At 64.4% G+C, this 20715-nt stretch carries 19 protein-coding genes; 12 read left to right on the top strand and 7 right to left on the bottom strand.

Features of this window, described 5'->3' with window-relative positions; translation table 11 throughout:
• Positions 1-2709 carry an ExeM/NucH family extracellular endonuclease gene (locus tag CGLAU_RS10440; protein ID WP_095660644.1) on the bottom strand — a complete coding sequence of 903 codons (2709 nt, stop codon included), beginning with the start codon at positions 2707-2709 and terminating at the stop codon, positions 1-3.
• 215 nt (positions 2710-2924) lie between these two features.
• On the opposite strand from CGLAU_RS10440, the gene purS reads away from it, so the two are divergent.
• Genes purS through purL form a run of 3 tightly spaced genes read left to right on the top strand, consistent with a single transcriptional unit; the run spans position 2925 to position 6117 of the window.
• Positions 2925-3155: a phosphoribosylformylglycinamidine synthase subunit PurS gene (gene purS, locus CGLAU_RS10435; protein ID WP_095660643.1), complete on the top strand. Its 231-nt coding sequence runs from the start codon at positions 2925-2927 to the stop codon at positions 3153-3155.
• On the top strand, positions 3152-3832 hold the full coding sequence (gene purQ, locus CGLAU_RS10430; RefSeq protein ID WP_095660642.1) for a phosphoribosylformylglycinamidine synthase subunit PurQ: 681 nt from the start codon (positions 3152-3154) through the stop codon (positions 3830-3832). The genes purS and purQ overlap by 4 nt, the downstream gene beginning before the upstream one ends.
• Positions 3833-3834: 2 nt before the next feature.
• The gene (gene purL, locus CGLAU_RS10425; RefSeq protein ID WP_095660641.1) at positions 3835-6117 is read left to right on the top strand and encodes a phosphoribosylformylglycinamidine synthase subunit PurL; all 2283 of its coding nucleotides are present in this window, start codon (positions 3835-3837) and stop codon (positions 6115-6117) included.
• Between the two features lie 43 nt (positions 6118-6160).
• Here the strand turns inward: purL and CGLAU_RS10420 are convergent, their stop codons facing one another.
• A complete protein-coding gene (locus tag CGLAU_RS10420; RefSeq protein WP_095660640.1) occupies positions 6161-7168 on the bottom strand; it encodes an acyl-CoA thioesterase in 1008 nt (335 codons plus the stop codon).
• Positions 7169-7192: 24 nt separating this feature from the next.
• Here CGLAU_RS10420 and CGLAU_RS10415 point away from each other — a divergent pair, with 24 nt between their 5' ends.
• The 3 genes from CGLAU_RS10415 to purM are packed head-to-tail and all read left to right on the top strand — an operon-like array spanning position 7193 to position 10140.
• Entirely contained in the window at positions 7193-7576 is a 384-nt protein-coding gene (locus CGLAU_RS10415; protein ID WP_095660639.1) for a sterol carrier family protein, read from the top strand.
• A 24-nt stretch (positions 7577-7600) separates the two neighbouring features.
• Positions 7601-9070: an amidophosphoribosyltransferase gene (purF, locus tag CGLAU_RS10410; protein ID WP_415877133.1), complete on the top strand. Its 1470-nt coding sequence runs from the start codon at positions 7601-7603 to the stop codon at positions 9068-9070.
• Positions 9067-10140: a phosphoribosylformylglycinamidine cyclo-ligase gene (purM, locus tag CGLAU_RS10405; protein WP_095660637.1), complete on the top strand. Its 1074-nt coding sequence runs from the start codon at positions 9067-9069 to the stop codon at positions 10138-10140. Before purF ends, purM begins: the two co-directional genes overlap by 4 nt.
• Before the next feature lie 71 nt (positions 10141-10211).
• Here purM and CGLAU_RS10400 read toward each other — a convergent pair whose 3' ends face one another.
• Both CGLAU_RS10400 and ygfZ read right to left on the bottom strand, forming a co-directional pair.
• Positions 10212-10421 (bottom strand): DUF3073 domain-containing protein, encoded by a 210-nt coding sequence (locus tag CGLAU_RS10400; protein ID WP_095660636.1) that lies wholly within the window; start codon positions 10419-10421, stop codon positions 10212-10214.
• Positions 10422-10534: 113 nt separating this feature from the next.
• Positions 10535-11602, bottom strand: coding sequence for a CAF17-like 4Fe-4S cluster assembly/insertion protein YgfZ (gene ygfZ, locus CGLAU_RS10395; protein ID WP_095660635.1), 1068 nt, complete (start codon positions 11600-11602; stop codon positions 10535-10537).
• Positions 11603-11634: 32 nt separating this feature from the next.
• On the opposite strand from ygfZ, the gene CGLAU_RS10390 reads away from it, so the two are divergent.
• Positions 11635-12558: an aminodeoxychorismate lyase gene (locus CGLAU_RS10390; RefSeq protein ID WP_095660634.1), complete on the top strand. Its 924-nt coding sequence runs from the start codon at positions 11635-11637 to the stop codon at positions 12556-12558.
• 7 nt (positions 12559-12565) lie between these two features.
• On the opposite strand, the gene CGLAU_RS10385 is transcribed toward CGLAU_RS10390, so the two are convergent.
• Positions 12566-13222: a heme-binding beta-barrel domain-containing protein gene (locus CGLAU_RS10385; protein WP_095660633.1), complete on the bottom strand. Its 657-nt coding sequence runs from the start codon at positions 13220-13222 to the stop codon at positions 12566-12568.
• A 24-nt stretch (positions 13223-13246) separates the two neighbouring features.
• Between CGLAU_RS10385 and mshD the strand changes: the two genes are divergently transcribed.
• The 5 genes from mshD to pstB all read left to right on the top strand — a co-directional run bounded on the left by mshD (position 13247) and on the right by pstB (position 18511).
• On the top strand, positions 13247-14095 hold the full coding sequence (gene mshD, locus CGLAU_RS10380) for a mycothiol synthase (protein ID WP_095660632.1): 849 nt from the start codon (positions 13247-13249) through the stop codon (positions 14093-14095).
• A gap of 194 nt (positions 14096-14289) precedes the next feature.
• Positions 14290-15447 (top strand): phosphate ABC transporter substrate-binding protein PstS, encoded by a 1158-nt coding sequence (pstS, locus tag CGLAU_RS10375; RefSeq protein ID WP_095660631.1) that lies wholly within the window; start codon positions 14290-14292, stop codon positions 15445-15447.
• A 168-nt stretch (positions 15448-15615) separates the two neighbouring features.
• On the top strand, positions 15616-16692 hold the full coding sequence (pstC, locus tag CGLAU_RS10370) for a phosphate ABC transporter permease subunit PstC (protein WP_095660630.1): 1077 nt from the start codon (positions 15616-15618) through the stop codon (positions 16690-16692).
• 17 nt (positions 16693-16709) lie between these two features.
• Positions 16710-17702 (top strand): phosphate ABC transporter permease PstA, encoded by a 993-nt coding sequence (gene pstA, locus CGLAU_RS10365; protein ID WP_095660629.1) that lies wholly within the window; start codon positions 16710-16712, stop codon positions 17700-17702.
• Positions 17703-17734: 32 nt separating this feature from the next.
• On the top strand, positions 17735-18511 hold the full coding sequence (gene pstB / locus CGLAU_RS10360; protein WP_095660628.1) for a phosphate ABC transporter ATP-binding protein PstB: 777 nt from the start codon (positions 17735-17737) through the stop codon (positions 18509-18511).
• Positions 18512-18734: 223 nt separating this feature from the next.
• On the opposite strand, the gene CGLAU_RS10355 is transcribed toward pstB, so the two are convergent.
• Positions 18735-19505, bottom strand: coding sequence for a phosphate signaling complex PhoU family protein (locus CGLAU_RS10355; RefSeq protein WP_198304925.1), 771 nt, complete (start codon positions 19503-19505; stop codon positions 18735-18737).
• Positions 19495-20667 (bottom strand): tRNA dihydrouridine synthase DusB, encoded by a 1173-nt coding sequence (dusB, locus tag CGLAU_RS10350; RefSeq protein WP_095660626.1) that lies wholly within the window; start codon positions 20665-20667, stop codon positions 19495-19497. The genes CGLAU_RS10355 and dusB overlap by 11 nt, the downstream gene beginning before the upstream one ends.
• Between the last annotated feature and the right edge of the window lie 48 nt (positions 20668-20715).

Genomic DNA, 20715 nt, shown 5'->3' with positions numbered 1-20715 from the left:
CTAGCGGAAGAACCTCGAGACGACCGTGCCAAGCACACCCAGGATCGAGAAGACCACGCCCCACACGAAGCTGATCACCTTGCCCGAGCTGCTGGGTGCGGTCGGTGCGGTCGGTGCGGTCGGGGCAGTCGGCTCGGTAGTGGGGGTCGGCTGAGTGGTCAGCGGCGGCTGAGTGGTCGGGGTGGAGCCGTTGGTCTTCAGGTTGAAGCCGACCTTGACCGGGTCGTGGTCCGATGCTGCGAACGGGTTGTCGTTCTGGAACAGGTCGGAACCGTGGTAGTTGCGTCGCGAGTACTGGAACACGATCGGCTCATCCGCGTTGATGTTCCATACCGCGGCGTCCTGCACCAGCTCCTGGGCTGCGGCGTTCGCAAGCACGTGGTCGAGGGAGCCGACGTGCTTACCAAAGGTGTAGGACGACTCCTGGGCCGCCGCACCCGCGCCCGGGCGGTTGTGCTTTGCGTTGTGCTCTACAAGCGCGAAGCCGCCACCGTTGAGCGCCTTGATCGAATCCTCCTGGGAGTAGGAGTTCAGGTCGCCGAGGATGAAGGCCGGCTTGCCGTCCCACTGGTTCTGGCGGTCCAGGTGGTCAAGCAGCGCCTGCGCCTGCGCAACTCGCACCTGCGCGGAGTTCGCCTGGCCGTCCTGCTGATCCCCGTCGCCACGCACGGCGGAGCCCTTGGACTTGAAGTGGTTCACAATCGCCACGAAGCTCTGATCATCGGCGCCGCCAACCGGCTTGAACTCCTGGGCCAGCGGCTGGCGGGCGGTGCCGGTGAACGCTGGGTCGTCGAAAATGACGGACTCTCCGATCGGCTCGACCTTGGATTTGTTGTAGATGAACGCGACGCGGATGACGTCCTCGTCGGTACCCAGCTTGGCCGGGGACTTCACGTAATCCCAGTTGCCGCCAGCCTTATTCAGCTCGGCGACCAGGTTTGCCAAGGACTCGTCGCGACGGCTCACGTCACCCGACGTACGCGCGGTGTTTTCCACCTCCATGAGGCCGACGACGGACGCGTCGAGCTCGTTGATGGCCAACACGATCTTGTCTTGCTGATCCTGGAAAGCCTGCTGGCTAAACGCGCCGCGCACGGAGCACTGGTTTGCCGCGATCGGGGCGCCGAAGCGGTCGGTGTACGCCTTGCAGCCGGACTCGGTCTCGCCGAGGGTGGTGAAGTAGTTCAGCACGTTGAACGAGCCGACGGAGTAGGCGCCCTCGACCTGGCTCGGAACGCTGCGTACCGCGGCACGCGTGTCCTCCCAGGTCACCGGGAGATCCTCCTCCGGGCTCTTACCGGTCAGCGGCACCAGTGGCTGGAAGCGCCATGCGTCGAAGGAATACTCCACGATCACGCCCGAGTCCTTGAACTCCAGCTGGTCGCCGACGCGCATGGAGCGGATGCCCTGGTCCGAAGTCTCCAGGTAGGGCAGCGGAACATCTTTGTCGTTGCGGAAGAAGTTGTACGTGGAAGCGTCGTCAAGCAAGACAATGTTCGCGCGCTGTGCCTGCTCGAGGGCGTATGCATCCGCACCCGGCGCCATCATGTCGGTCGGCTGGCGCAGCGCCTCGGTGCCCGGGACGACGCCGAACTCACCGTAGGTGTTGAAGCTGTAGTTGTCGGTCACGGTGTGCACGCCGGGCTTGACCAGCATGCCCTCGTAGCGCTCGCGTGCCTCGTCGCCGTCGGGAAGACGCTCCAGCTGTACCGGGATGACCGGATCGAATGCCTCATCGACCAGTGCGACGGAGACGCGGGAGAGCTGGGTGGAGGTATTGAACTCATTGACCTCGCCGGTGACCTCAACGTAGGAACCACGCGCCGGGTAGTCCTGCGGAGCGGCCTTGCCCATGTAGACGAAGATCGCGTCGGAAGCGTCACCCGTGCCCTTGGTCTGGCCGGCACCCGGGGTCTGCATGTAGAAGCCGTTGCGACCGCCCTCGTTGTAGACGGCGGTGACCACGCCACGGGTGGTCACCGTCTGGCCCTCGAGCGGGGAAGTCGCGCCGGGCCCCTGGATTTCAGCGATGGTGACCGGGCCGGTCGGCTGGGGTTGGGGTTGGGGATCCGGGTTGGGCTCTGGGTTCGGATCTGGGTTCGGCTGCGGTGCAGGCTGCTCGCCGCCGGAGTTCATCGGGGTAGGGTCGGCAACGACGAAGTCGCCGGCGTTGTTGTCGGAGTCAACGCCCTCGACTGCGCGCTGTACGGAGGTGCTGTTCTTGGTCTTCGCTGCGGGCGCGGTCTCGAACTTCTGCGCTCCGCCCCAGCCGAGGAGGTCGGCGACCTGACCGTTGGCGTCGACAAGCTCTGCGATGGCCTCGCTGCCGCTGAAGTTGAACTTGCCCTCTGCATCCGGGGTGGGCAGGTCCTGCGACGGGGAATTGCCGGCCTGACCCTGGATGAGGAAGTAGCCGCCGGCCGGGATGATGCCGGTGAGCTGCGCGGAGCCGCCGAGGTTGCCCTTGGCCGAGTACTGGTTGAGGGTCCAGCCGGTGAGATCGATCGGGGCAGAGGTGGGGTTGAAAAGCTCGACGAAGTCGTTGTTGTACACGGAGCCGCTGTTACCGCCGCCTCCGTAGACCTCGTTGATGATGATGTTCGAGCCGTCCGGAGCGGCCTCTGCGGTGGGGGAGACGACGGAAACGGTGCCGGCTGCGAGCGCGATGGCGAAAGTCGCGCTGAGGGCCCGGTGGGAGTGAACGCGCATGGTGGAAAACCTCGGGGAAAGAGAAGGGGGCAGGGGTTTTGCCCGGCTAAGATAACTCAGCTTTTATATCTTCGCACGGGAAGCTGCCAGCTCGCCTCAAGCGCATTCACATCTCTGGACGTACCTGGTGTCCCCTCACCGCCGATCTCGGCGTGTTAGAGCCCTCCGTTATACTTGCGAAAGGCTTCCAACCTCTTACAACACAAAGGATTCTCATGGCACGAGTCGTCGTAAATGTCATGCCCAAGGCTGAAATTCTGGATCCTCAGGGCCAAGCTGTGCTCCGCGCGCTGGGCCGCATCGGGGTCGAGGGGGTCGCCGATGTGCGCCAGGGCAAGCGGTTCGAGATTGAGGTGGATGATTCCGTCACCGACGAAGAGCTCCGCCGCGTCGCCGAGACCCTGCTCGCCAACACGGTCATCGAGGATTTCGAGGTTGTGCGATGAGCGCAACTATCGGGGTCATCACATTTCCGGGCACGCTTGACGACGTTGACGCGTTGCGCGCCGTCCGCCTTGCCGGAGCCGAGCCGAAAGCCCTGTGGCACGCCGACGAAGACCTCACCGGCATCGATGCCGTCGTGGTCCCCGGCGGTTTTTCCTACGGTGACTACCTGCGCTCGGGCGCGATCGCCGCGCTCGCACCGATGATGGGTGCCGTGGTCGAGGCCGCGGGCAAGGGCATGCCGGTATTGGGCATCTGCAACGGCTTCCAGATCCTCACCGAGTCCGGGCTGCTGCCGGGTGCGCTCACGCGTAACCAGAACCTCAACTTCCACTGCGTGGATACCTACCTCGAGGTAGCGAACGCAGAGACGGCGTGGACCAGCGAGTTCGAGCAGGGCCAGAAGATCCTCGTTCCCGCCAAACACGGTGAGGGCCGCTTTCAGGCCGCGCCGGAGACTATCGAAGCGCTGGAAAAAGAAGGTCGCGTGGTGTTCCGCTACACCGACAACTTCAACGGCTCGATGAACAACATCGCCGGCGTAACCAACGAGACCGGCCGCGTCGTTGGTCTCATGCCACACCCCGAGCACGCGATTGAGACGTTGACCGGGCCGTCCACCGATGGGCTCAGCCTGTTCACTTCCGCCATCGCCGCGATTTCGAAGATCGGAGCGTAACTGTGACTGCAGCAAGAGTAGTAAACGACACCGTCGAGAACGCGAAAGCCACCCCGGACCAGGCGCAACCCTACGCCGAACTGGGGCTCAAGGACGACGAGTACCAGAAGATCGTTGGCATCCTCGGCCGCCGCCCGACGGACGCGGAGCTGTCCGTGTACTCGGTGATGTGGTCCGAGCACTGCTCCTACAAATCATCGAAGGTGCACTTGCGCTACTTCGGCGAAACCATGACCGAGGAAATGGCCGCGAAACTGCTCGCCGGCATCGGCGAGAACGCCGGCGTGGTGGACATCGGCGGCGGCGACGCCGTGACCTTCCGTGTGGAGTCGCACAACCACCCGTCGTTTGTGGAGCCCTACCAGGGCGCCGCGACCGGCGTTGGCGGCATCGTGCGCGACATCATGGCCATGGGCGCGCGCCCGATCGCGGTGATGGATCAGCTCCGCTTCGGCCCGCTGGATGCGGAGGACACCAAGCGAGTGCTGCCGGGCGTGGTGCGCGGCATCGGTGGCTACGGCAACTGCCTCGGCCTGCCCAACATTGGCGGCGAGACGGTGTTCGACGAGGCATACATTGGCAACCCGCTGGTCAACGCGCTGTGCGTGGGCACGCTGAAGGTGGAGGATCTGCACCTCGCGTTCGCTTCCGGCACCGGCAACAAGGTCATTCTCTTCGGCTCGCGCACCGGCCTCGACGGCATCGGCGGTGTGAGCGTGCTCGGCTCCGCCACCTTCGAGGAAGGCGAGGAGCGCAAGCTCCCGGCTGTGCAGGTGGGAGACCCGTTCGCGGAGAAGGTGCTCATCGAGTGCTGTCTCGAGCTCTACCACGCTGGCGTGGTCGTGGGCATTCAAGACCTCGGCGGCGGCGGGCTGGCGTGTGCCACCTCGGAGCTGGCCGCGGCCGGCGACGGCGGCATGCGCGTCGACCTCGACCACGTGCCGCTACGCGCAGAGAACATGACGGCGGCAGAGATCCTCGCCTCCGAATCGCAGGAGCGCATGTGCGCTGTGGTCGCGCCGGAAAACGTCGACCGCTTCATGGAGATTTGCGCGAAGTGGGACGTCAACGCGGCCGTGATCGGTGAGGTCACGGATGAAGCCGACCGCCTCGCGGTGTACCACCAGGGCGAGCTGGTGCTCGACGCGCCTCCGTCGACAATCGATGAAGGCCCTGTGTACAACCGGCCTTTCGAGCGCCCGCAGTGGCTCGACGGCGTGCAGACGAAGACCGAGGTTGAAAAGAGCGACGACATCGTTGGCACCTGGCTGAAGATGGTGGCCTCGCCGCAGCTGTGCTCGCGCGACTTCATCACCCAGCAGTACGACCGCTACGTGCGCGGCAACACCGTGCAGGCGAAGTACGCCAACTCGGGTGTGCTGCGCATCAACGAAGAGTCCAACCGCGGTGTTGCAGTGTCCGCGGATGCGAACGGGCGCTACACCTTCCTCGACCCGAACATGGGAGCGCGCCTCGCGTTGGCGGAGGCGTACCGCAACGTCGCAGTCACCGGCGCGACCCCGGTTGCGGTGACGAACTGCCTGAACTTCGGCTCCCCGGAAAACACAGACGTGATGTGGCAGTTCCGCGAGGCAGTGCACGGCCTTGCCGACGGCGCCGCCGAGCTGGCCATTCCCGTCTCCGGCGGCAACGTCAGCTTCTACAACCAAACCGGCGATACCCCGATTCTGCCGACCCCGGTGGTGGGTGTGCTCGGCGTGATCGAGGATGTTTCCACTGCGCTGCCGCACGCGCTGACCGCAGGCGACGAGGAGTACACGCTGATCCTCCTCGGCGAGACCAAGGACGAGTTCGGCGGCTCCGTGTGGCAGGACATCTCCGGCCAAGGCCTGGCCGGCCTGCCGCCGCAGGTCGATCTAGCCAACGAGGCGCGCCTCGCGGAGTATCTGCACGGCAGCGACACCATCTCTGCAGCGCACGACCTCTCCGAGGGCGGCCTCTCGCAAGCTCTGTTCGAGATGCTGCTCGGCTCCGACCTGGGCGCGCAGCTCGACCTCTCGCCGGTGCACGAGGACCTGTTCACCGCGCTGTTTTCCGAGTCCGCCTCCCGCGTGCTCATCGCCGTCACGCGCGACCGCGCCGACATCGCCGTCGAGCGCGCAGTTTCCGCAGGCATTCCGGTTGCAGTCGTGGGCTCCACGCTTAACGACGGCACGCTGCACCTCGGCGACACCTCGATCGAGATGGACGACCTTGCCCAGGCCTGGGCGGCGACGATGCCGAGCCACTTCGACCACGCCACCGCACCCAACTCCGCGGTCTAAGCCGGGTTGAGACTGGGCGGGGCGGAAGATTGGGGGGCAGGCGCTAGTCGATGCGCTGCGCCGCCGGCATCGGCTCGACCAGCGGCTCCGGCTCGTACTGCGCGCGCAGGTCTTTGAGGCGCTGCGTGTGCTCCCACAGCCGCTGGTCCTCGTCCGTGGCCGGGGTGAAGGGGCGCGCCGGCAGTGCCTCGCCGTCTATGTCGATGCCCAAGTACGTCACCGACGCGTGAATCGCTTCGGTCAGCGCGCCGCGCCCGCCGCGCGGATCGCCGGAGCGCACGTGGATCGAGGTGTGCAGCGAGCGGGTGTCGGTGCGGGTCAGCCGAGCCTCCACCTCGATCAGGTCGCCAATGTGAATCGGGTGGTAGAAGCGAATTCCGCCCGCGTACACGGCAACGGTGCGCTCGCCGGACCACTCCATGGTGCAGGCCGCGCCTGCCTCGTCGATCCATTCCATCGCTGTGCCGCCGTGCACGTTGCCACCCCAGTTCACGTCCGTGGGCTTGGCCAGGAAGCGGTGTATGAGCCGCGGCGCGGTCGAGTCGTCGGTGTAGGTCTGGCCCGACATCTCTTCTTCGATGGCCTTGCGCAGGTCGATGCGCGATAAAGCAGCATCGGCTACGCGGCGCTCCTCTTCGGTGGTGGGCACGAAGGTGGGCACTGCCATGGGCTTGCCGGTCTCGGTGTCTTTGGCCACGAAGATCACCAGGCAGTCGCACGCGCGGGTGAACTTGCCGTGGCGCGGGTCGGCGGAGAGCACCTCATTGACGATGTGCATCGAAGAGCGCCCCGTCATCGCGATGCGCGAACGCACCTCCACGATGTGGCCCGAGGGAATCGGGCGCGTGAAGTGAATATGCCCGACATACGCGGTGACACAATACGTTCCCGACCACTGCGTCGCGCAGGCGTACGCCGCCTTATCGATCCACTCCAGCACGCGGCCGCCGGAAACCCCGTGCGCACCGGCATGCAGCACGTCGGTCGGCGCGGCCATAAACCGCAGCGTGATGGAAGAAGATTTCTCAACGGGCACAGGTGTGTTTGACATAGCACCAAACCCTAGTATGGGCCTATGGCGAAACGAACGGATCCTGCCGAAACTCGAGCCGCGGTGGAAGCCGTGGCGGAATGGGTTCGGGATGCGGGATCAAAGGAGCCGTCGAGAAGCGAACTGGCCCAGGCCTGCCGGACCACCGCGCGCACCCTCGCCGAGGAGTTGCCGGGGCATACGGTTGAGCTACGTGTGCCACCCTTTGTTGCGGTGCAGCTTATCGACGGCCCCCGCCACACGCGAGGCACGCCGCCGAACGTTGTGGAGACCGACCCTCGCACATGGCTGCGGTTGGCAACCGGGCTGACCACTCTCGACGCGGAAGTCGCGGCGGGCACGGTGGATGCCTCCGGGTCGCGCGCGAGCGATGTTGGGCGTGGCCTGCCGGTAATTCCGCTCGGGTAGATGGTCTCAGTTACAGTGGTTGGCGTGGAAGACCAACCCCGGGAAGAATGCGGCGTTTTCGGCGTGTGGGCGCCGGAGGAAGACGTCTCCAAGCTGACGTACTTCGGCCTTTTCGCTCTGCAGCACCGCGGCCAGGAAGGCGCCGGCATCGCGGTCGGCGACCAAGAGAACATCGTGGTGTTCAAGGACACCGGCCTGGTCAGCCAGGTGTTCGACGAGTCGGTGCTCAATGCGCTGCACGGTGAGGTGGCCATTGGGCACACTCGCTACTCCACGGCGGGCGGGAACTCTTGGGAAAACGTCCAACCGATGTTTCGCACCTCGCCCAACGGCACCGATGTGGCGCTTGCGCACAACGGCAATCTGATCAACTACGCCGAGCTGCAGGCGGAGGCGATTGAGAAGAAGCTGGTGCCGGCTTCCGGTGTGGAGGGCCAGGGTTCCTCCTCCGATACGGCGGTGGTTTCGGCGCTGCTCGCGGACCTGATCAGAGACGGCAAGACGCTCTTGGACGCGTGCCGTGAACTGCTGCCGCGCGTCAAAGGCGCGTACTGCTTCATGATCACCGACGGGCACACTCTCTACGCTGCGCGCGACCCACACGGGGTGCGCCCGCTGTCGCTGGGCCGCCTTGACGGGGGATGGGTAATCGCGTCGGAGACCTGTGCGCTGGACATTGTCGGCGCGTCGTTCGTGCGCGACATTGAGCCGGGCGAGCTGGTCTGGGTCGACGAATCAGGCGTGCACTCTGAACGCTTCGCGGAGACTCCGCGAGCGCACTGTGTCTTCGAGTACGTGTATGTCGCGCGGCCCGACTCCATCATTGATGGGCAAAGTGTGAACAGTGCGCGGATTGACATTGGGCGTCGATTAGCAAAAGTGCTCCCTGTGGATGCAGACCTGGTCATGCCTGTGCCCGAATCCGGCACTCCCGCGGCGATCGGGTACGCGGAGGAGTCCGGCATCCCGTTCAAGCAGGGGCTGATGAAGAACGCGTATGTGGGGCGCACGTTCATTCAGCCGTCCGATACCCTGCGCCAGCTGGGGCTGCGCCTGAAGCTCAACCCGGTGCGCGAAGTGATTGAGGGCAAGCGGCTTGTGGTGGTGGATGACTCCATCGTGCGCGGCAACACGCAGCGCAAACTGATCCGCATGCTGCGCGAAGCCGGCGCCGGCGAGGTGCACGTGCGCATCGCGTCGCCGCCGGTGAAGTGGCCGTGCTTCTACGGCATCGACTTCGCCAGCCCCGGCGAGCTGATTGCCAACCACGGGCGCGGCGGCTCGGACGAAGAAATCTCAGAGTCGATCCGCACCATGATCGGCGCGGACAGTCTCGCTTTCGTGCCTATCGACGACATCGTGGAGGCCTCCTCCCACCCACACGAATCACTCTGCGCCGCGTGCTTCACGGGTTCCTACCCGCTGGGGCTGCCTGAAGGCAACCCGAATGCCGAGCTAGTGCGCCGCATCCAGAAAGGTGAAACCGCGTCATGACTGAGCAACCTGTCTCCTACGAGGCCGCCGGCGTTTCCATCGAAGCAGGCGACCGCGCCGTCGAGCTGTTCAAGGACCACGCGCGCCGCGCCACCCGCCCCGAGGTCCGCGGTGGCTTAGGCGGGTTCGCCGGCCTGTTCGCGCTGGGCAAGTACAAAGAGCCGCTGCTGGCCGCCGGCTCCGACGGCGTGGGCACGAAGCTCGCCGTGGCGCAGGCGATGGACAAGCACGATACGATCGGCATCGACCTGGTCGCGATGTGCGTCGACGACCTCGTCGTCTGTGGCGCCGAGCCATTGTTCTTGCAGGACTACATCGCGATTGGCAAGGTCGTGCCTGAAAAGGTGGCGCAGATCGTCGCCGGAATCGCCGAGGGCTGCGTCCAGGCTGGGTGCGCGCTGCTCGGCGGCGAGACCGCGGAGCACCCCGGCGTGATGGGAGAGGACGACTACGACGTCTCCGCCACCGCCATCGGTGTCGTCGAGGCAGATGAGTTGCTCGGACCGCACCGCGTGCGCGAGGGCGATGTCATCATTGCGATGGCGTCGTCCGGCCTGCACTCCAACGGCTACTCGCTTGCGCGCCATGTGCTGCTCGAGCGCGCCGGGTTGCCGCTCGACGGTCACATCGAGGAGCTCGGGCGCACGCTTGGCGACGAGCTTTTGGAACCGACTCGGATCTATGCGCTGGATTGCTTGGAACTCTCAGCCGAATGCGACGTGCGCACCTTCTGCCACGTCACCGGTGGCGGGCTCGCAGGCAATATGGAGCGCGTGATCCCGGAGGGCTTGGTCGCCGAGATGCACCGCGCCACCTGGACGCCAGGGCAGATCTTCCGCACCATCCGCTCGATCGGCCAGGTGCCGGATGAGGAGATGGAGAAGACTTTCAACATGGGCGTCGGCATGGTCGCCGTCGTCTCGCCCGCGGACCGCGACCGCGCGCTGGCGATCCTGGCTGCGCGCCACATCGACAGCTGGGTGCTCGGTGAGGTCCGCGCTGCGCACTCGGGCGAGGACAGCGAGGTCACCGCCCGCGCTGTGCTTAGCGGCACGCACCCGCAGTACTAACTCGTAAGCGCGAAGCGCACCCCGGTTCAAACTCGGGGTGCGCTTTTGCTTCGGGCTGTGAGGTTGTGCAGCTAGCGGGCTGCGCGCTTGTCTTGGCCGTACTCGTCGTTCCAATCGGAGTAGTCACCGTATTCGGTGTCCGCCTCGTCATCGTCCCAGCTGGACTCCGGGTTTTGGCCCGCAAGCTCTCGCTGCAAGGAATCCAGATCCATTTCAGGAGAGTTGTACTTGAGCTGGCGAGCGACCTTGGTCTGCTTCGCTTTTGCGCGTCCGCGACCCATGGCGTGACCCCCTTGAGGTGGTTCTTAAGTTCGAAAAGTGTTTGTCCTGCCAGACATCATAGCCAAAACAAAATGAAAATTCGCCTCGGCCCTATACGCTGCGAATTCCGCTCCTAGACCCCGGGGCCGGTACCGCGGCGCAGGCCTTCCACTGCGCGCCGGCCGGCGTGCTCGCCTTCGTCGGTAGGCAGGGAAGCGGCATCAACCACTGCGGCGGTACCGTCAATCTCCAGTGGCCCGTCTAGCGCGGAGCGTTTCACCAACGCCAGCGCGATCGGACCCTCGTCGGCATCGTGCACGACGGTGCCTAAACGGCCCACCGTCCGCCCCCCAGGCCCAGCGGTGATTGCGGCTCCCACTTGGGGCTCGCTTGGCGACGACCCATCGAGCTGCAACATCACCAGCAACCTGGGAGAACGGCCGAGGTTCTCTACTCGCGCCACCGTCTCTTGCCCGCGGTAGCAACCCTTGTTCAGGTGAACGGCGGCCGGGTAGAGCGGTGCTTCACCGCGCGCTATGAAGCGCGGCACCTCGTGCGGAATCGACTTGGAGTCGAGGTCGACGCCGAGCTCCGGCTCCATCGCGCGCACACGCGCGACTTCAAACGCCATGAGCCCGACCACGTTGCCGATCTCGCGCGAAAATTCGGTGGCGGCGTGGTGGAGGGATTCGCGGGGCACGAGGCCGTCGATACGCAACCATGCGCCAAAGGGCACGGCGCGCGTCATGTCTGCGCCGGGGATGGAGCCGCCGCCGAGCACGGTGACCACTGCGAGGTCAGTGTCTTCGATGGTCACGTCGGACCAGAATTTCATGCGGCTGAGGTAGTCGACGAAGCTTTCGTGCTGGGCGCGTGGCATGTCGAAGTAGAATGCATCGCCGTTGAAGATCACGTCGACGTGGTGGAGCACGTGGCCCTGCATGTCCAGGTCCAGGGCGGATCCGCCGAAGCCGGCTGGAACGTCATCAAGTTTCTGCGAAAGCAAATTGTTCAAAATCGTCGCCGCGTCCGGACCGCCGACGCGCACGACGGCACGGTGGGAGCGGTCGATCAGCGCGGGGTGCTCCCGCATGCGGCGCTGCTCAGCGAGCGGGTTGCCGTAGTGCAGTGCGACCCCGGTGGCCTCATCCGGCACCGCGCCGGGAAGAGCGAGCAGTGGCGAGGAATAGGACTGTGCCATGCGCACCGATCATAGGTGCATAATGGTGGGCTATGGGACACGCAGGTCAGGGCCTTGACCATCAATCACTCCTTCCACCGGAACCCGTGATCTACCTGGTGGAGCCGTTTGGGGGATCCATCCGCAGACAAAGCCCGCACACCCCGCACGTGTTCTGGGATGATGCGGGGCTCACGCGTGGCGACGGCATCTTTGAAACCGTGTTGGTACGAGGAGGCGAGGCCAAGAATCTGCAAAAGCACCTCGCCCGCTTCGCTCGTTCTGCAGCGGCGCTGGAGTTGCCGGAACCGGTCGGGGAGCAGTGGGCGCGCGTCACCGCTGAGGCCGTCGCCGACTACTGCCGCGAGCGGGCGCAGGACCCGGCAAAGATCGAGGCGAAGTGTGTCTGGACGATGACGCGCGGCCGTGAGACCACCGGTGTGCCAACCGCGTGGCTCACGGTGCGCCCCATCCCGGCAGACGTTCTAGCGCAGCGCGAGCAGGGCGTGAAAGTGGTGACTACGCCGCGCGGCTACACGGTTGAACCAGACGTGGAGTGGCTGGGTGCGGAAGCGAAGACGCTCAACTACGCCGCGACGATGGCCGCCTTGCGCTGGGCACGCGGAAAAGGCGCGGACGACGTTATTTACATAGAGCGCGGCACCGAGCGCGTCCTCGAGGGTTCGACGAGTTCCGTCATCATGGTGAAAAAAGGCCAGCGCCTGCGCACCCCGGCGCCCGGGCCGGGCATCCTGGCGGGAACCACCCAGGCGGCAGTTTTCGACTACGCCACCAAGCAGGGGTGGAAATGCAAAGAAAAGGACATCGCGCTCGGCGAGCTCTATGGCACGGAATCAGTGTGGCTGGTCAGCTCCACGCGCATTTGCGCCCGCGTCACCGAGCTCAATGGCAAGACCTTGCCAGCGCCGGACAATGAGGCGGAGATCCGCGAGCTCATCACCAAAGCGCTGAACTGACACGGGTCTATCCAGCGATGCGCTGCAGCTCTGCCGACATGTACGGCACGAGCTCGCCGTCTACCAGGCGCTCGTCTACCCAGCCGAGGTTGTTGTTCGGCATCAGACCGTAAAGGCGCTTGCCGGGACCGTGATCGGCCGGGCCGGTCTCCGTGGCGATAGTCGACGCGCTCTCCAGCTGCCACGCCCGCTCGTTGCGCATCGAGCCATACAGCACCTCTACAAGGCCGCGCGAGTTGGTCAACGTCACCTCGATCTCGTCGGATTCGGAGATCCGCCAGAACCCCACTTCGCGCTGATCGGCGCCGGTTGATTCGCCGTTCTCATCCAAGCGCCACAGCCGCGATTCGAAGCGCAGGTAGTTCTCGCCGTCGTGCGAAATCACCAGCTGCTGGCCAAAGGCGTATTCCTCGCCGTGGTCGTTGGCCTGACCGCTGCCTTGCCACACGCCTACCAGGGGGAGCAGTGCCAAGAGGCCGTCGTGAAGCGAAGGCCCTTGCCGCAAGTTCGCGGTGTCGTCCTCGAGCGGGAAGTTTTCAAATCCATGCGGTGGAATGTTGCGGTGCGCGGTGTTCTTGGCTTGCTCCGCCGCCAGGTTCACGGCCGCCGAACCGTCGAGGGGATGCTGGTTCGCGTCTTCGTTTACGGTCTCGTTTTCACTCATGGTTTCCCAGCGTAGTCTCGGGGCATGACCGTTACTATCGCTCAGCTGATCGCCGCTGCGGAGTCGCACGACGGCATCGCGCCGCTCTCCGAGCAGTTCCTCCGCGGCCTGGAAGACACCTCCCTCAACCACACCCACCATGAGGTTCGGCGTGGCGAGGATGTTTCCGGCCTTGCGGCCTGCGCGCCGGATGGTGCGGTTGAGCTGGTCGTTCACCCAGCACATCGCAGGCAAGGGGTCGGCTCAGAGCTTCTTTCGCTTATCGACGCCTCGTCCCAACCGCAATTCTGGGCCCACGGCAACCTCCCCGCCGCCCGGGCGTTCGCCGCGGCCAAAGGCATGGTGGTGACGCGCGAACTGCTGGTGATGTCCATCGACGCGGACGAGCTTGAGGCGGAGATCGCGCTTCCAGAGGGCTTCGAGTTGCTGGACTATGCCGATGCGTGTGCGCGGTGGGGACAGGGGAGCGTCGATAAGCAATGGCTCGAGGTGAACAACGATGCCTTCTCCTGGCACCCGGAGCAGGGTGGGTGGGACCTGGAGCGGCTGCGGCGGGGAATGGATACTGAGTGGTTTGACCCGCGCGGCGTGTGGCTGCTGTACGACGGCGAGGAATTGGCTGGGTTCCACTGGACCAAAGAGCATCCGGGCAACGTCGGCGAGGTGTACGTGGTCGGCCTGGCTTCCGCCTACCGGGGGGAGGGAATGGGGGGACCGCTCATGCAGGCAGGGCTGAATCACCTGGTGGTGCGGGGGTCTTCGCAGGTCATCCTGTATGTGGAAGCGGATAATCGGCCGGCGGTGAAGCGGTACAAAGAGATCGGGTTCACAGTCGCAGAATCCCATGTCGTCTATCAATATCGCGCGATCTAGCTGCAAGTTTACGTTGATCGCTGAGAGTTTACGGATTGTTCACTTGACTCGACACCAGAGGTTAACCACCGGGCCGTACCTTTAAGCGACGTGAGTATTCGGACGTGATCTGGGTTCGCACTCAGCAATCCCAGGCGCATCCCTGAGGGACCGATGCTCTTGCATTGATCTACCAAGAACCGGAAAGGTACCCCGTGATCCGCAACTTCAAGCGCACCGCCGCACTCGCAGGCATCGCCGCACTCTCCTCCGCCACCCTTGTTGCATGTGGTGATGACTCCGACAGCACCGACTCCACCAAGGACACCGCAGCTACCACCGCTGCAGACAGCACCTCCTCCGACAGCACCGATGCCGCTGGCGCTGAGAAGGGTGACTACGAGCTCTCCGGCGAGACCGGCACCCTGGTTGCTGAGGGCGCTTCCTCCCAGCAGAACGCTATGGAGTACTTCGGCGCTGAGTACGCTGCCGAGGTTCCGGGTGCAAACCTGGCCTACAACCCGTCCGGTTCCGGCGCGGGCATCAAGAACTTCATCGCGAACCAGGCCACCTTCGCAGGCTCCGACTCCGCTCTGAAGGACGACGAGGCTGAGCAGGCTAAGGAGCGTTGCGGCGGCAACGAGGCTTGGCACCTTCCGATGGTGATCGGCCCGATCGCTATCGCCTACAACCTGGACGGCGTTGACGAGGTCAACCTCTCCGTTGACAACCTGGTCGACATCTTCCAGGGCAACATCACCAACTGGAACGACGAGGCAATCGCTGCGAACAACGAGGGCACCGAACTGCCGGATCAGGAGATCCGCGTGTTCTTCCGTTCCGACGAGTCCGGCACCTCCGACAACTTCCAGAAGTTCCTGGCTGCTGCTTCCGATGGCAAGTGGACCGGCGAGGGCAAGGCATTCCCGAACGCAGTTGGCACCGGCGCAAACGGTTCCTCCGGCGTGGCTCAGGAGGTCAACGCGACCCCGGGTGCAATCACCTACGTTGAGGCTGGCTTCGCTGAGCAGAAGGCAAACGTCGACTTCGGCGCTGGCCCGGTCGAACTCACCGCTGAGAACGTTGGCACCGCTCTGGACAAGATGGAGTTCAAGACCGAGGGCCACAACATGGTCGTCGACTCCAAGGCTCTGTTCGCCCAGCACGAGGACGGTGCATACCCGCTCGTCATGACCACCTACGAGATCGTCTGCTCCGCTGGCTACGACGACTCCACCGCAAACCTGGTCAAGGACTTCCTGAACATCGCTCTGGATCGCCAGGACTCCGAGCTTGAGGGCGAGGGCTTCATCCCGGTTTCCGGCTCCTACCTCGAGCGCCTGCGTGACGCTGTGAACGCAATCAACGGCTAAGCGCCTTGCTTGCCGGAGTGGGCTGAAAGCCGTGCTCTGGCAGGGTGCGTCCCCCCCTTCCGATCCTTATTCGTTAGGGGGGCGTATCTATGTCGGGGTGTGCTTGAGTTGTCTTCGCATCCCACTTCTCCTTACATGTCTCATATCTCACCCAAAGGAATTGTGACTATGGCTGACAACGAATTGCCAGCATCTGAGCACGATGACCGCGGCGCTGGCCCGGCTACTCGTGATCACGCCGTTGTGCAAGAATCCACCGGCGCACCCGTGCAAAAGGGCCAAGACCCGGCCACCGAGGGCGCCCCGCAGACAGGCGGCGGCGCCGGCGTGAAGCGCCCGGGCGACCGCGTCTTCGAGTTCCTCTCTACCTTTTCCGCCGCGCTGATCACCGTTCTGGTTGCAGCCGTCGGTCTGTTCCTGTTGATCCAGGCATTTGACCCGCTGCGCCGTAACCAGGAGAACTTCTTCACCTACGGTGGCCAGTGGTCCACCGCGAACCTGGATGACATGCGTTTCGGTATTCCGAACCTGTTCTTCTCCACGCTGACGATCTCCCTGATCGCACTGGTCATCGCCATGCCGATCGCACTCGGTATCGCGCTGTTCCTATCCAACTACTGTCCGAAGCAGCTGGTGCGCCCGCTGGCCACTTTGGTGGACATGCTCGCCGCGGTGCCGTCGATCGTCTTCGGTCTATGGGGTGCGCAGGTGCTCGGCCCGCTGCTGGGCAAGTTCTACACCTGGGTCAACTCTTGGGGCGGCGACTTCTTCCTGTTTGCCACCTACCAAAACTCTCCGCCGTTCGCGACCGGCCGTAACGTGCTCACCGGTGGCATCGTGCTGGCGATCATGATCCTGCCGATCATCGCCGCAACCGCCCGCGAGGTATTCGTGCAGACCCCTCCCGGCCAGATCGAGTCCGCTCTGGCTCTCGGCGCCACCCGCTGGGAAGTCGTGCGCATGACAGTGGTGCCGTTCGGCTGGTCCGGCTTTATTGCTGGTTCCATGCTCGGTCTCGGCCGCGCACTGGGTGAGACCATGGCGCTCTACATGGTGGTCGCTCCGGCCAACGAGTACCGCGGCTCGTTCTTCGACGGCGGCACCACCTTCGCGACCGCTATCGCGAACGCGTCCGCAGAGTTCAACAACCCGACTTCAGCCGGTGCCTACATCGCCGCCGGTCTCGTGTTGTTCGTCCTGACCTTCATCGTCAACTCGATCGCCCGCGCGATCGTGAACAAGTAGGAAGGAGGAGCCTGACAATGTCTACTGCTGTCCCGACTCCTGACAACGGTGGCCAGTCCGTCTCCGAGACGGCGACCACGACGACCACAACGACCACCACTTCGGCGAAGACCCCGGTTCGCGCCGGCGACGGTTCCCCGTTCACCGACATCTCCCAGGGCCGCAAGACCGTGAACAACATCATGAGCGGTCTGCTGTGGCTGTGCATGATCCTGGCGTTGATTCCGCTGCTCTGGGTCCTCATTACCGTTATCTCCCGTGGCTACGAGCAGGTCTTCTCCGGCCACTGGTGGACCAGCGACATGGTTGGCATCCGTGCGACCAAGGAGGGCGGCGGTGCTGCTCACGCGATCGTCGGTACGCTCCTGCAGACCCTGGTTGCCTCCCTGTTCGCCATCCCGATCGGTATCTTCACCGCGATCTACCTGGTCGAGTACTCCAACGGCAACCGCCTTGGCAAGCTGACCACCTTCATGGTGGACATCCTCTCCGGTGTTCCGTCCATCGTTTCCGCCCTGTTCATCTACGCCCTGTGGATCACCATGCTGGGCCAGCAGCGTTCCGGCTTCGCCGTGTCACTCTCGCTGATTCTGCTCATGATCCCGGTCGTGGTCCGTAACACCGAGGAGATGCTCCGCGTGGTGCCGATGGACTTGCGCGAGGCCACTTACGCGCTTGGTGTCCCGAAGTGGAAGACCATCGCACGCATCGTCCTTCCGACCGCGCTCTCCGGTATCGTCACCGGCATCATGCTGGCTATCGCCCGCGTCATGGGCGAGTCCGCTCCGGTGCTGATCCTCGTGGGCTCCAACCCGGCGATGAACTGGAACCACATGTTCAACCAGCCGCAGTCTTCGCTGCCGCTGTTCATGCTCGATATGTGGAAGGCCGGCGCGACCGGACCTTCGAACGAACGCCTGTGGGGCGCAGCGCTCACCCTGGTGATCCTGGTGGTCACCCTCAACCTGCTCGCCCGCTTCATCGCCTCCAAGTTCTCGGTCAAGAAGTAGCCGTACCTAACTCTCAGTAAGGAGAAACCTAGATGTCAACCAAGCTTCTACTCAACGACGTCAACATCTACTACGGCGACTTCCACGCCGTGCAGAACGTCAACATGGATATCCCGGCGCAGGCCGTCACCGCATTCATCGGCCCGTCCGGTTGCGGTAAGTCCACCGTGCTCCGCACCCTCAACCGCATGCACGAGGTCATCCCGAACGCCTCCGTGAAGGGCGAGATCCTCCTCGACGGCCACAACATCTACGACTCCAAGGTGGACCCAGTTGCGGTCCGCAACACCGTCGGCATGGTGTTCCAGAAGGCGAACCCGTTCCCCACCATGTCCATCGCGGAGAACGTTGTCGCCGGCCTGACCCTGCAGGGCGAGAAGGACAAGAAGAAGCTCGCCGAGATCACCGAGCAGTCTCTGCGCGGCGCAAACCTTTGGGACGAGGTCAAAGACCGTCTGGACAAGCCGGGCGGCGGCCTCTCCGGTGGTCAGCAGCAGCGTCTGTGCATCGCACGTGCGATTGCGGTTCGCCCGGAGGTGCTGCTCATGGATGAGCCGTGTTCCGCACTCGACCCGATTTCCACCTTGGCCGTGGAGGACCTCATCCACGAGCTGAAGGAGGACTACACCATCGTCATCGTGACCCACAACATGCAGCAGGCTGCTCGTGTGTCGGACAAGACCGCCTTCTTCTCCCTCGAGGCCACCGGTAAGCCGGGCCACCTGGTGGAGTTCGACGACACCACCACCATCTTCGAGAACCCGAACCAGAAGGAGACCGAGGACTACATCGCCGGTCGCTTCGGTTAAGCTCGGGCTTTCGCTTGTCGACGACACACCGCCCTCCCCATCCACGGGATCGGCGGTGTTTCGCGTTTTAGGGCCCATACGATCTCCGAGCCCCAACCCCCGAACCCAAACCCGGACAATCTAGCCAAACCCGGATAGTTAGCCGCCCTTATGTAGTCAGTTCTGTACGTAAGGGTGCGAAACTATCCGGGTTTGCGGCAGCTATCAGGGTTTGATGTGGCGGCTAGGCGCGCGGGGTGAAGCGGCGCTGCGATTCCGCGATACGCTCGGCCTGCTCTTCATCGTCTAAATCGCGGTAGGTGGCGTACTCGTCCGCATGCGAGCCGGTGACCATGAAGATCACGCGCTCGCCGATGCGTACACAGTGGTCGGCGTAGCGCTCGAAGTAGCGCGCCACCAGCGCGCAGTCCACGGCCTCGCGGTTGGAATGCTCCCAGTCCGCGCTCGAGGCATTCGCAGTCAGTTCACGGGTCATGGTGTCCACGCGAGCATCCGCGTCGCGCAGTAGCAACGCCGCTTCGACATCGGGAGATTCGATGAGCTGGACCGCAACCTCTGCCATCGCGTTCGTCGCCTCGGCGATGTCCACGAGCGCTGGGCCGACCTCAGCGGGCAGGGCCGGGGCGGGGTGGTGCTGACGCGCGATCGTCGCCACGAGTCTGGCGAGATTGCCCATCCGCGTGAGGTCGCCTTCGATGTGCAGGTAGGACACCACTTGTCGCAGATCAGTGGCTACGGGGCTCTGGCGAGCCAGCAACGCCATCGCGCGGTCCTCGCAGCGCGCGTGGATTTCGCAGAGCTGGTCAATGCCTGAAAGAGCTTCTTCGGCCGCCTCCAAGTCTTGGTTGATCAGCGCGTGTGCGGCGTGCACCATGTGGTTTCGCGCGAGTTCGCTCATAGTGAGAATGTCGTCGGTATACGCCTGAAGACGCTGCCGGAACGCGGTGCGCAGCTTGATCTGGGGGCGCGCGCTACCCGGAGCGTTATCCGCCATTGTTCTCGACCTCGGCGCCTTCGGGGACCGTCTCATCCTCGGGGTCGTCCAACCAGCCGTCGGGAAGCGCAACCTTTGATGGTGAACCCTGTCGGCCGCGCGCATCGTCAGCGTGCTCTGCCACAGCCTCAGACAGTTCCGGCGACGCCCAGATGGTTTCCAACAGCGATTCGAGCTGCGCCAGGGACTCGACCTGCGCCAGGTCCTTTCGGAACTTGCCCCCGACCGGGAACCCTCTCAGGTACCAACCGGTGTGCTTGCGAATATCCCGACACGCGTGGGACTCGCCGTCGTGAAGCGCTAAGAGCTCCGCGTGGCGGTAGATGATGCGGGCGACCTCCCCCAAGGTGGGCTCGGGTGGGATGTCTTCACCGCGGAGCTGCGCGCCGAGTTGGGAGAAAAGCCACGGCCGGCCGAGGCACCCGCGGCCGACCTCGACACCGTGGCAGCCGGTTTGCGCCATCATCCGCGCGGCGTCTTCGGCGGCGAAAATGTCGCCGTTGCCAATCACTGGCACGCCCGTGCCGTCCATGTGCTCGACCAGACGGCCGATCTCGTCCCACTGCGCCACACCCGAGTAGCGCTGGTCCGCCGTGCGCGCGTGCAGCGCCACCGCAGCCGCGCCCTCCTCTGCGGCGATGCGGCCAGCGTCGAGGTGCGTGTGGTGGTCGTCGTCAATGCCGATGCGGAACTTCACGGTCACTGGCACGCGACCGTCAGCAGCTTCAACCGCGGCGCGCACGATGTTGCCGTACAGCCTGCGCTTATACGGGATCGCCGATCCGCCACCCTTGCGCGTCACCTTTGGCACCGGGCAGCCGAAGTTCATGTCGACGTGGTCCGCGATGTCTTCCTCCACGATCATCCGCACCGCTTCGTACGTGAACTTCGGATCCACGGTGTAGAGCTGCATCGACCGCGGCGTCTCCACGTCCGCGAATGTCGTCATGTGCAGCGTCTTCTGGTTCCGCGCCACCATCGCGCGTGCCGTGATCATCTCGCACACATACAGCCCGCTCGCGGTGCCCGTGAGCTGCTCCTCGATCTCGCGGCACAGCACGCGAAACGGCATATTGGTCACGCCTGCCATCGGCGCGAGCATGACGGGGGAGTCAAGGTCGATCCCCCCGATCGAAAGCGCAGTGGTGGTAGGTGCCGTCATAATGCCCCTATTCTTCCCGCCCGAAGCGATTCAGTCCAATCACACTTT

It is taken from the genome of Corynebacterium glaucum (assembly GCF_002287505.1).
GTDB lineage: Bacteria > Actinomycetota > Actinomycetes > Mycobacteriales > Mycobacteriaceae > Corynebacterium > Corynebacterium glaucum.
Note: the sequence above shows the minus strand (reverse complement) of the source record. Positions and strands in the feature narration are given on the sequence as shown.

What these genes read in the sequence shown, in the direction of transcription:
- mshD (WP_095660632.1), top strand. Translation starts at nt 13,247, where the DNA reads ATGACCGTTACTATCGCTCAGCTGATCGCCGCTGCGGAGTCGCACGAC.
- CGLAU_RS10385 (WP_095660633.1), bottom strand. Translation starts at nt 13,222, where the DNA reads ATGAGTGAAAACGAGACCGTAAACGAAGACGCGAACCAGCATCCCCTC.
- purS (WP_095660643.1), top strand. Translation starts at nt 2,925, where the DNA reads ATGGCACGAGTCGTCGTAAATGTCATGCCCAAGGCTGAAATTCTGGAT.
- CGLAU_RS10400 (WP_095660636.1), bottom strand. Translation starts at nt 10,421, where the DNA reads ATGGGTCGCGGACGCGCAAAAGCGAAGCAGACCAAGGTCGCTCGCCAG.
- pstC (WP_095660630.1), top strand. Translation starts at nt 15,616, where the DNA reads ATGGCTGACAACGAATTGCCAGCATCTGAGCACGATGACCGCGGCGCT.
- pstB (WP_095660628.1), top strand. Translation starts at nt 17,735, where the DNA reads ATGTCAACCAAGCTTCTACTCAACGACGTCAACATCTACTACGGCGAC.
- CGLAU_RS10355 (WP_198304925.1), bottom strand. Translation starts at nt 19,505, where the DNA reads ATGGCGGATAACGCTCCGGGTAGCGCGCGCCCCCAGATCAAGCTGCGC.
- CGLAU_RS10440 (WP_095660644.1), bottom strand. Translation starts at nt 2,709, where the DNA reads ATGCGCGTTCACTCCCACCGGGCCCTCAGCGCGACTTTCGCCATCGCG.
- dusB (WP_095660626.1), bottom strand. Translation starts at nt 20,667, where the DNA reads ATGACGGCACCTACCACCACTGCGCTTTCGATCGGGGGGATCGACCTT.
- pstA (WP_095660629.1), top strand. Translation starts at nt 16,710, where the DNA reads ATGTCTACTGCTGTCCCGACTCCTGACAACGGTGGCCAGTCCGTCTCC.
- purQ (WP_095660642.1), top strand. Translation starts at nt 3,152, where the DNA reads ATGAGCGCAACTATCGGGGTCATCACATTTCCGGGCACGCTTGACGAC.
- CGLAU_RS10415 (WP_095660639.1), top strand. Translation starts at nt 7,193, where the DNA reads ATGGCGAAACGAACGGATCCTGCCGAAACTCGAGCCGCGGTGGAAGCC.
- ygfZ (WP_095660635.1), bottom strand. Translation starts at nt 11,602, where the DNA reads ATGGCACAGTCCTATTCCTCGCCACTGCTCGCTCTTCCCGGCGCGGTG.
- CGLAU_RS10390 (WP_095660634.1), top strand. Translation starts at nt 11,635, where the DNA reads ATGGGACACGCAGGTCAGGGCCTTGACCATCAATCACTCCTTCCACCG.
- purM (WP_095660637.1), top strand. Translation starts at nt 9,067, where the DNA reads ATGACTGAGCAACCTGTCTCCTACGAGGCCGCCGGCGTTTCCATCGAA.
- CGLAU_RS10420 (WP_095660640.1), bottom strand. Translation starts at nt 7,168, where the DNA reads ATGTCAAACACACCTGTGCCCGTTGAGAAATCTTCTTCCATCACGCTG.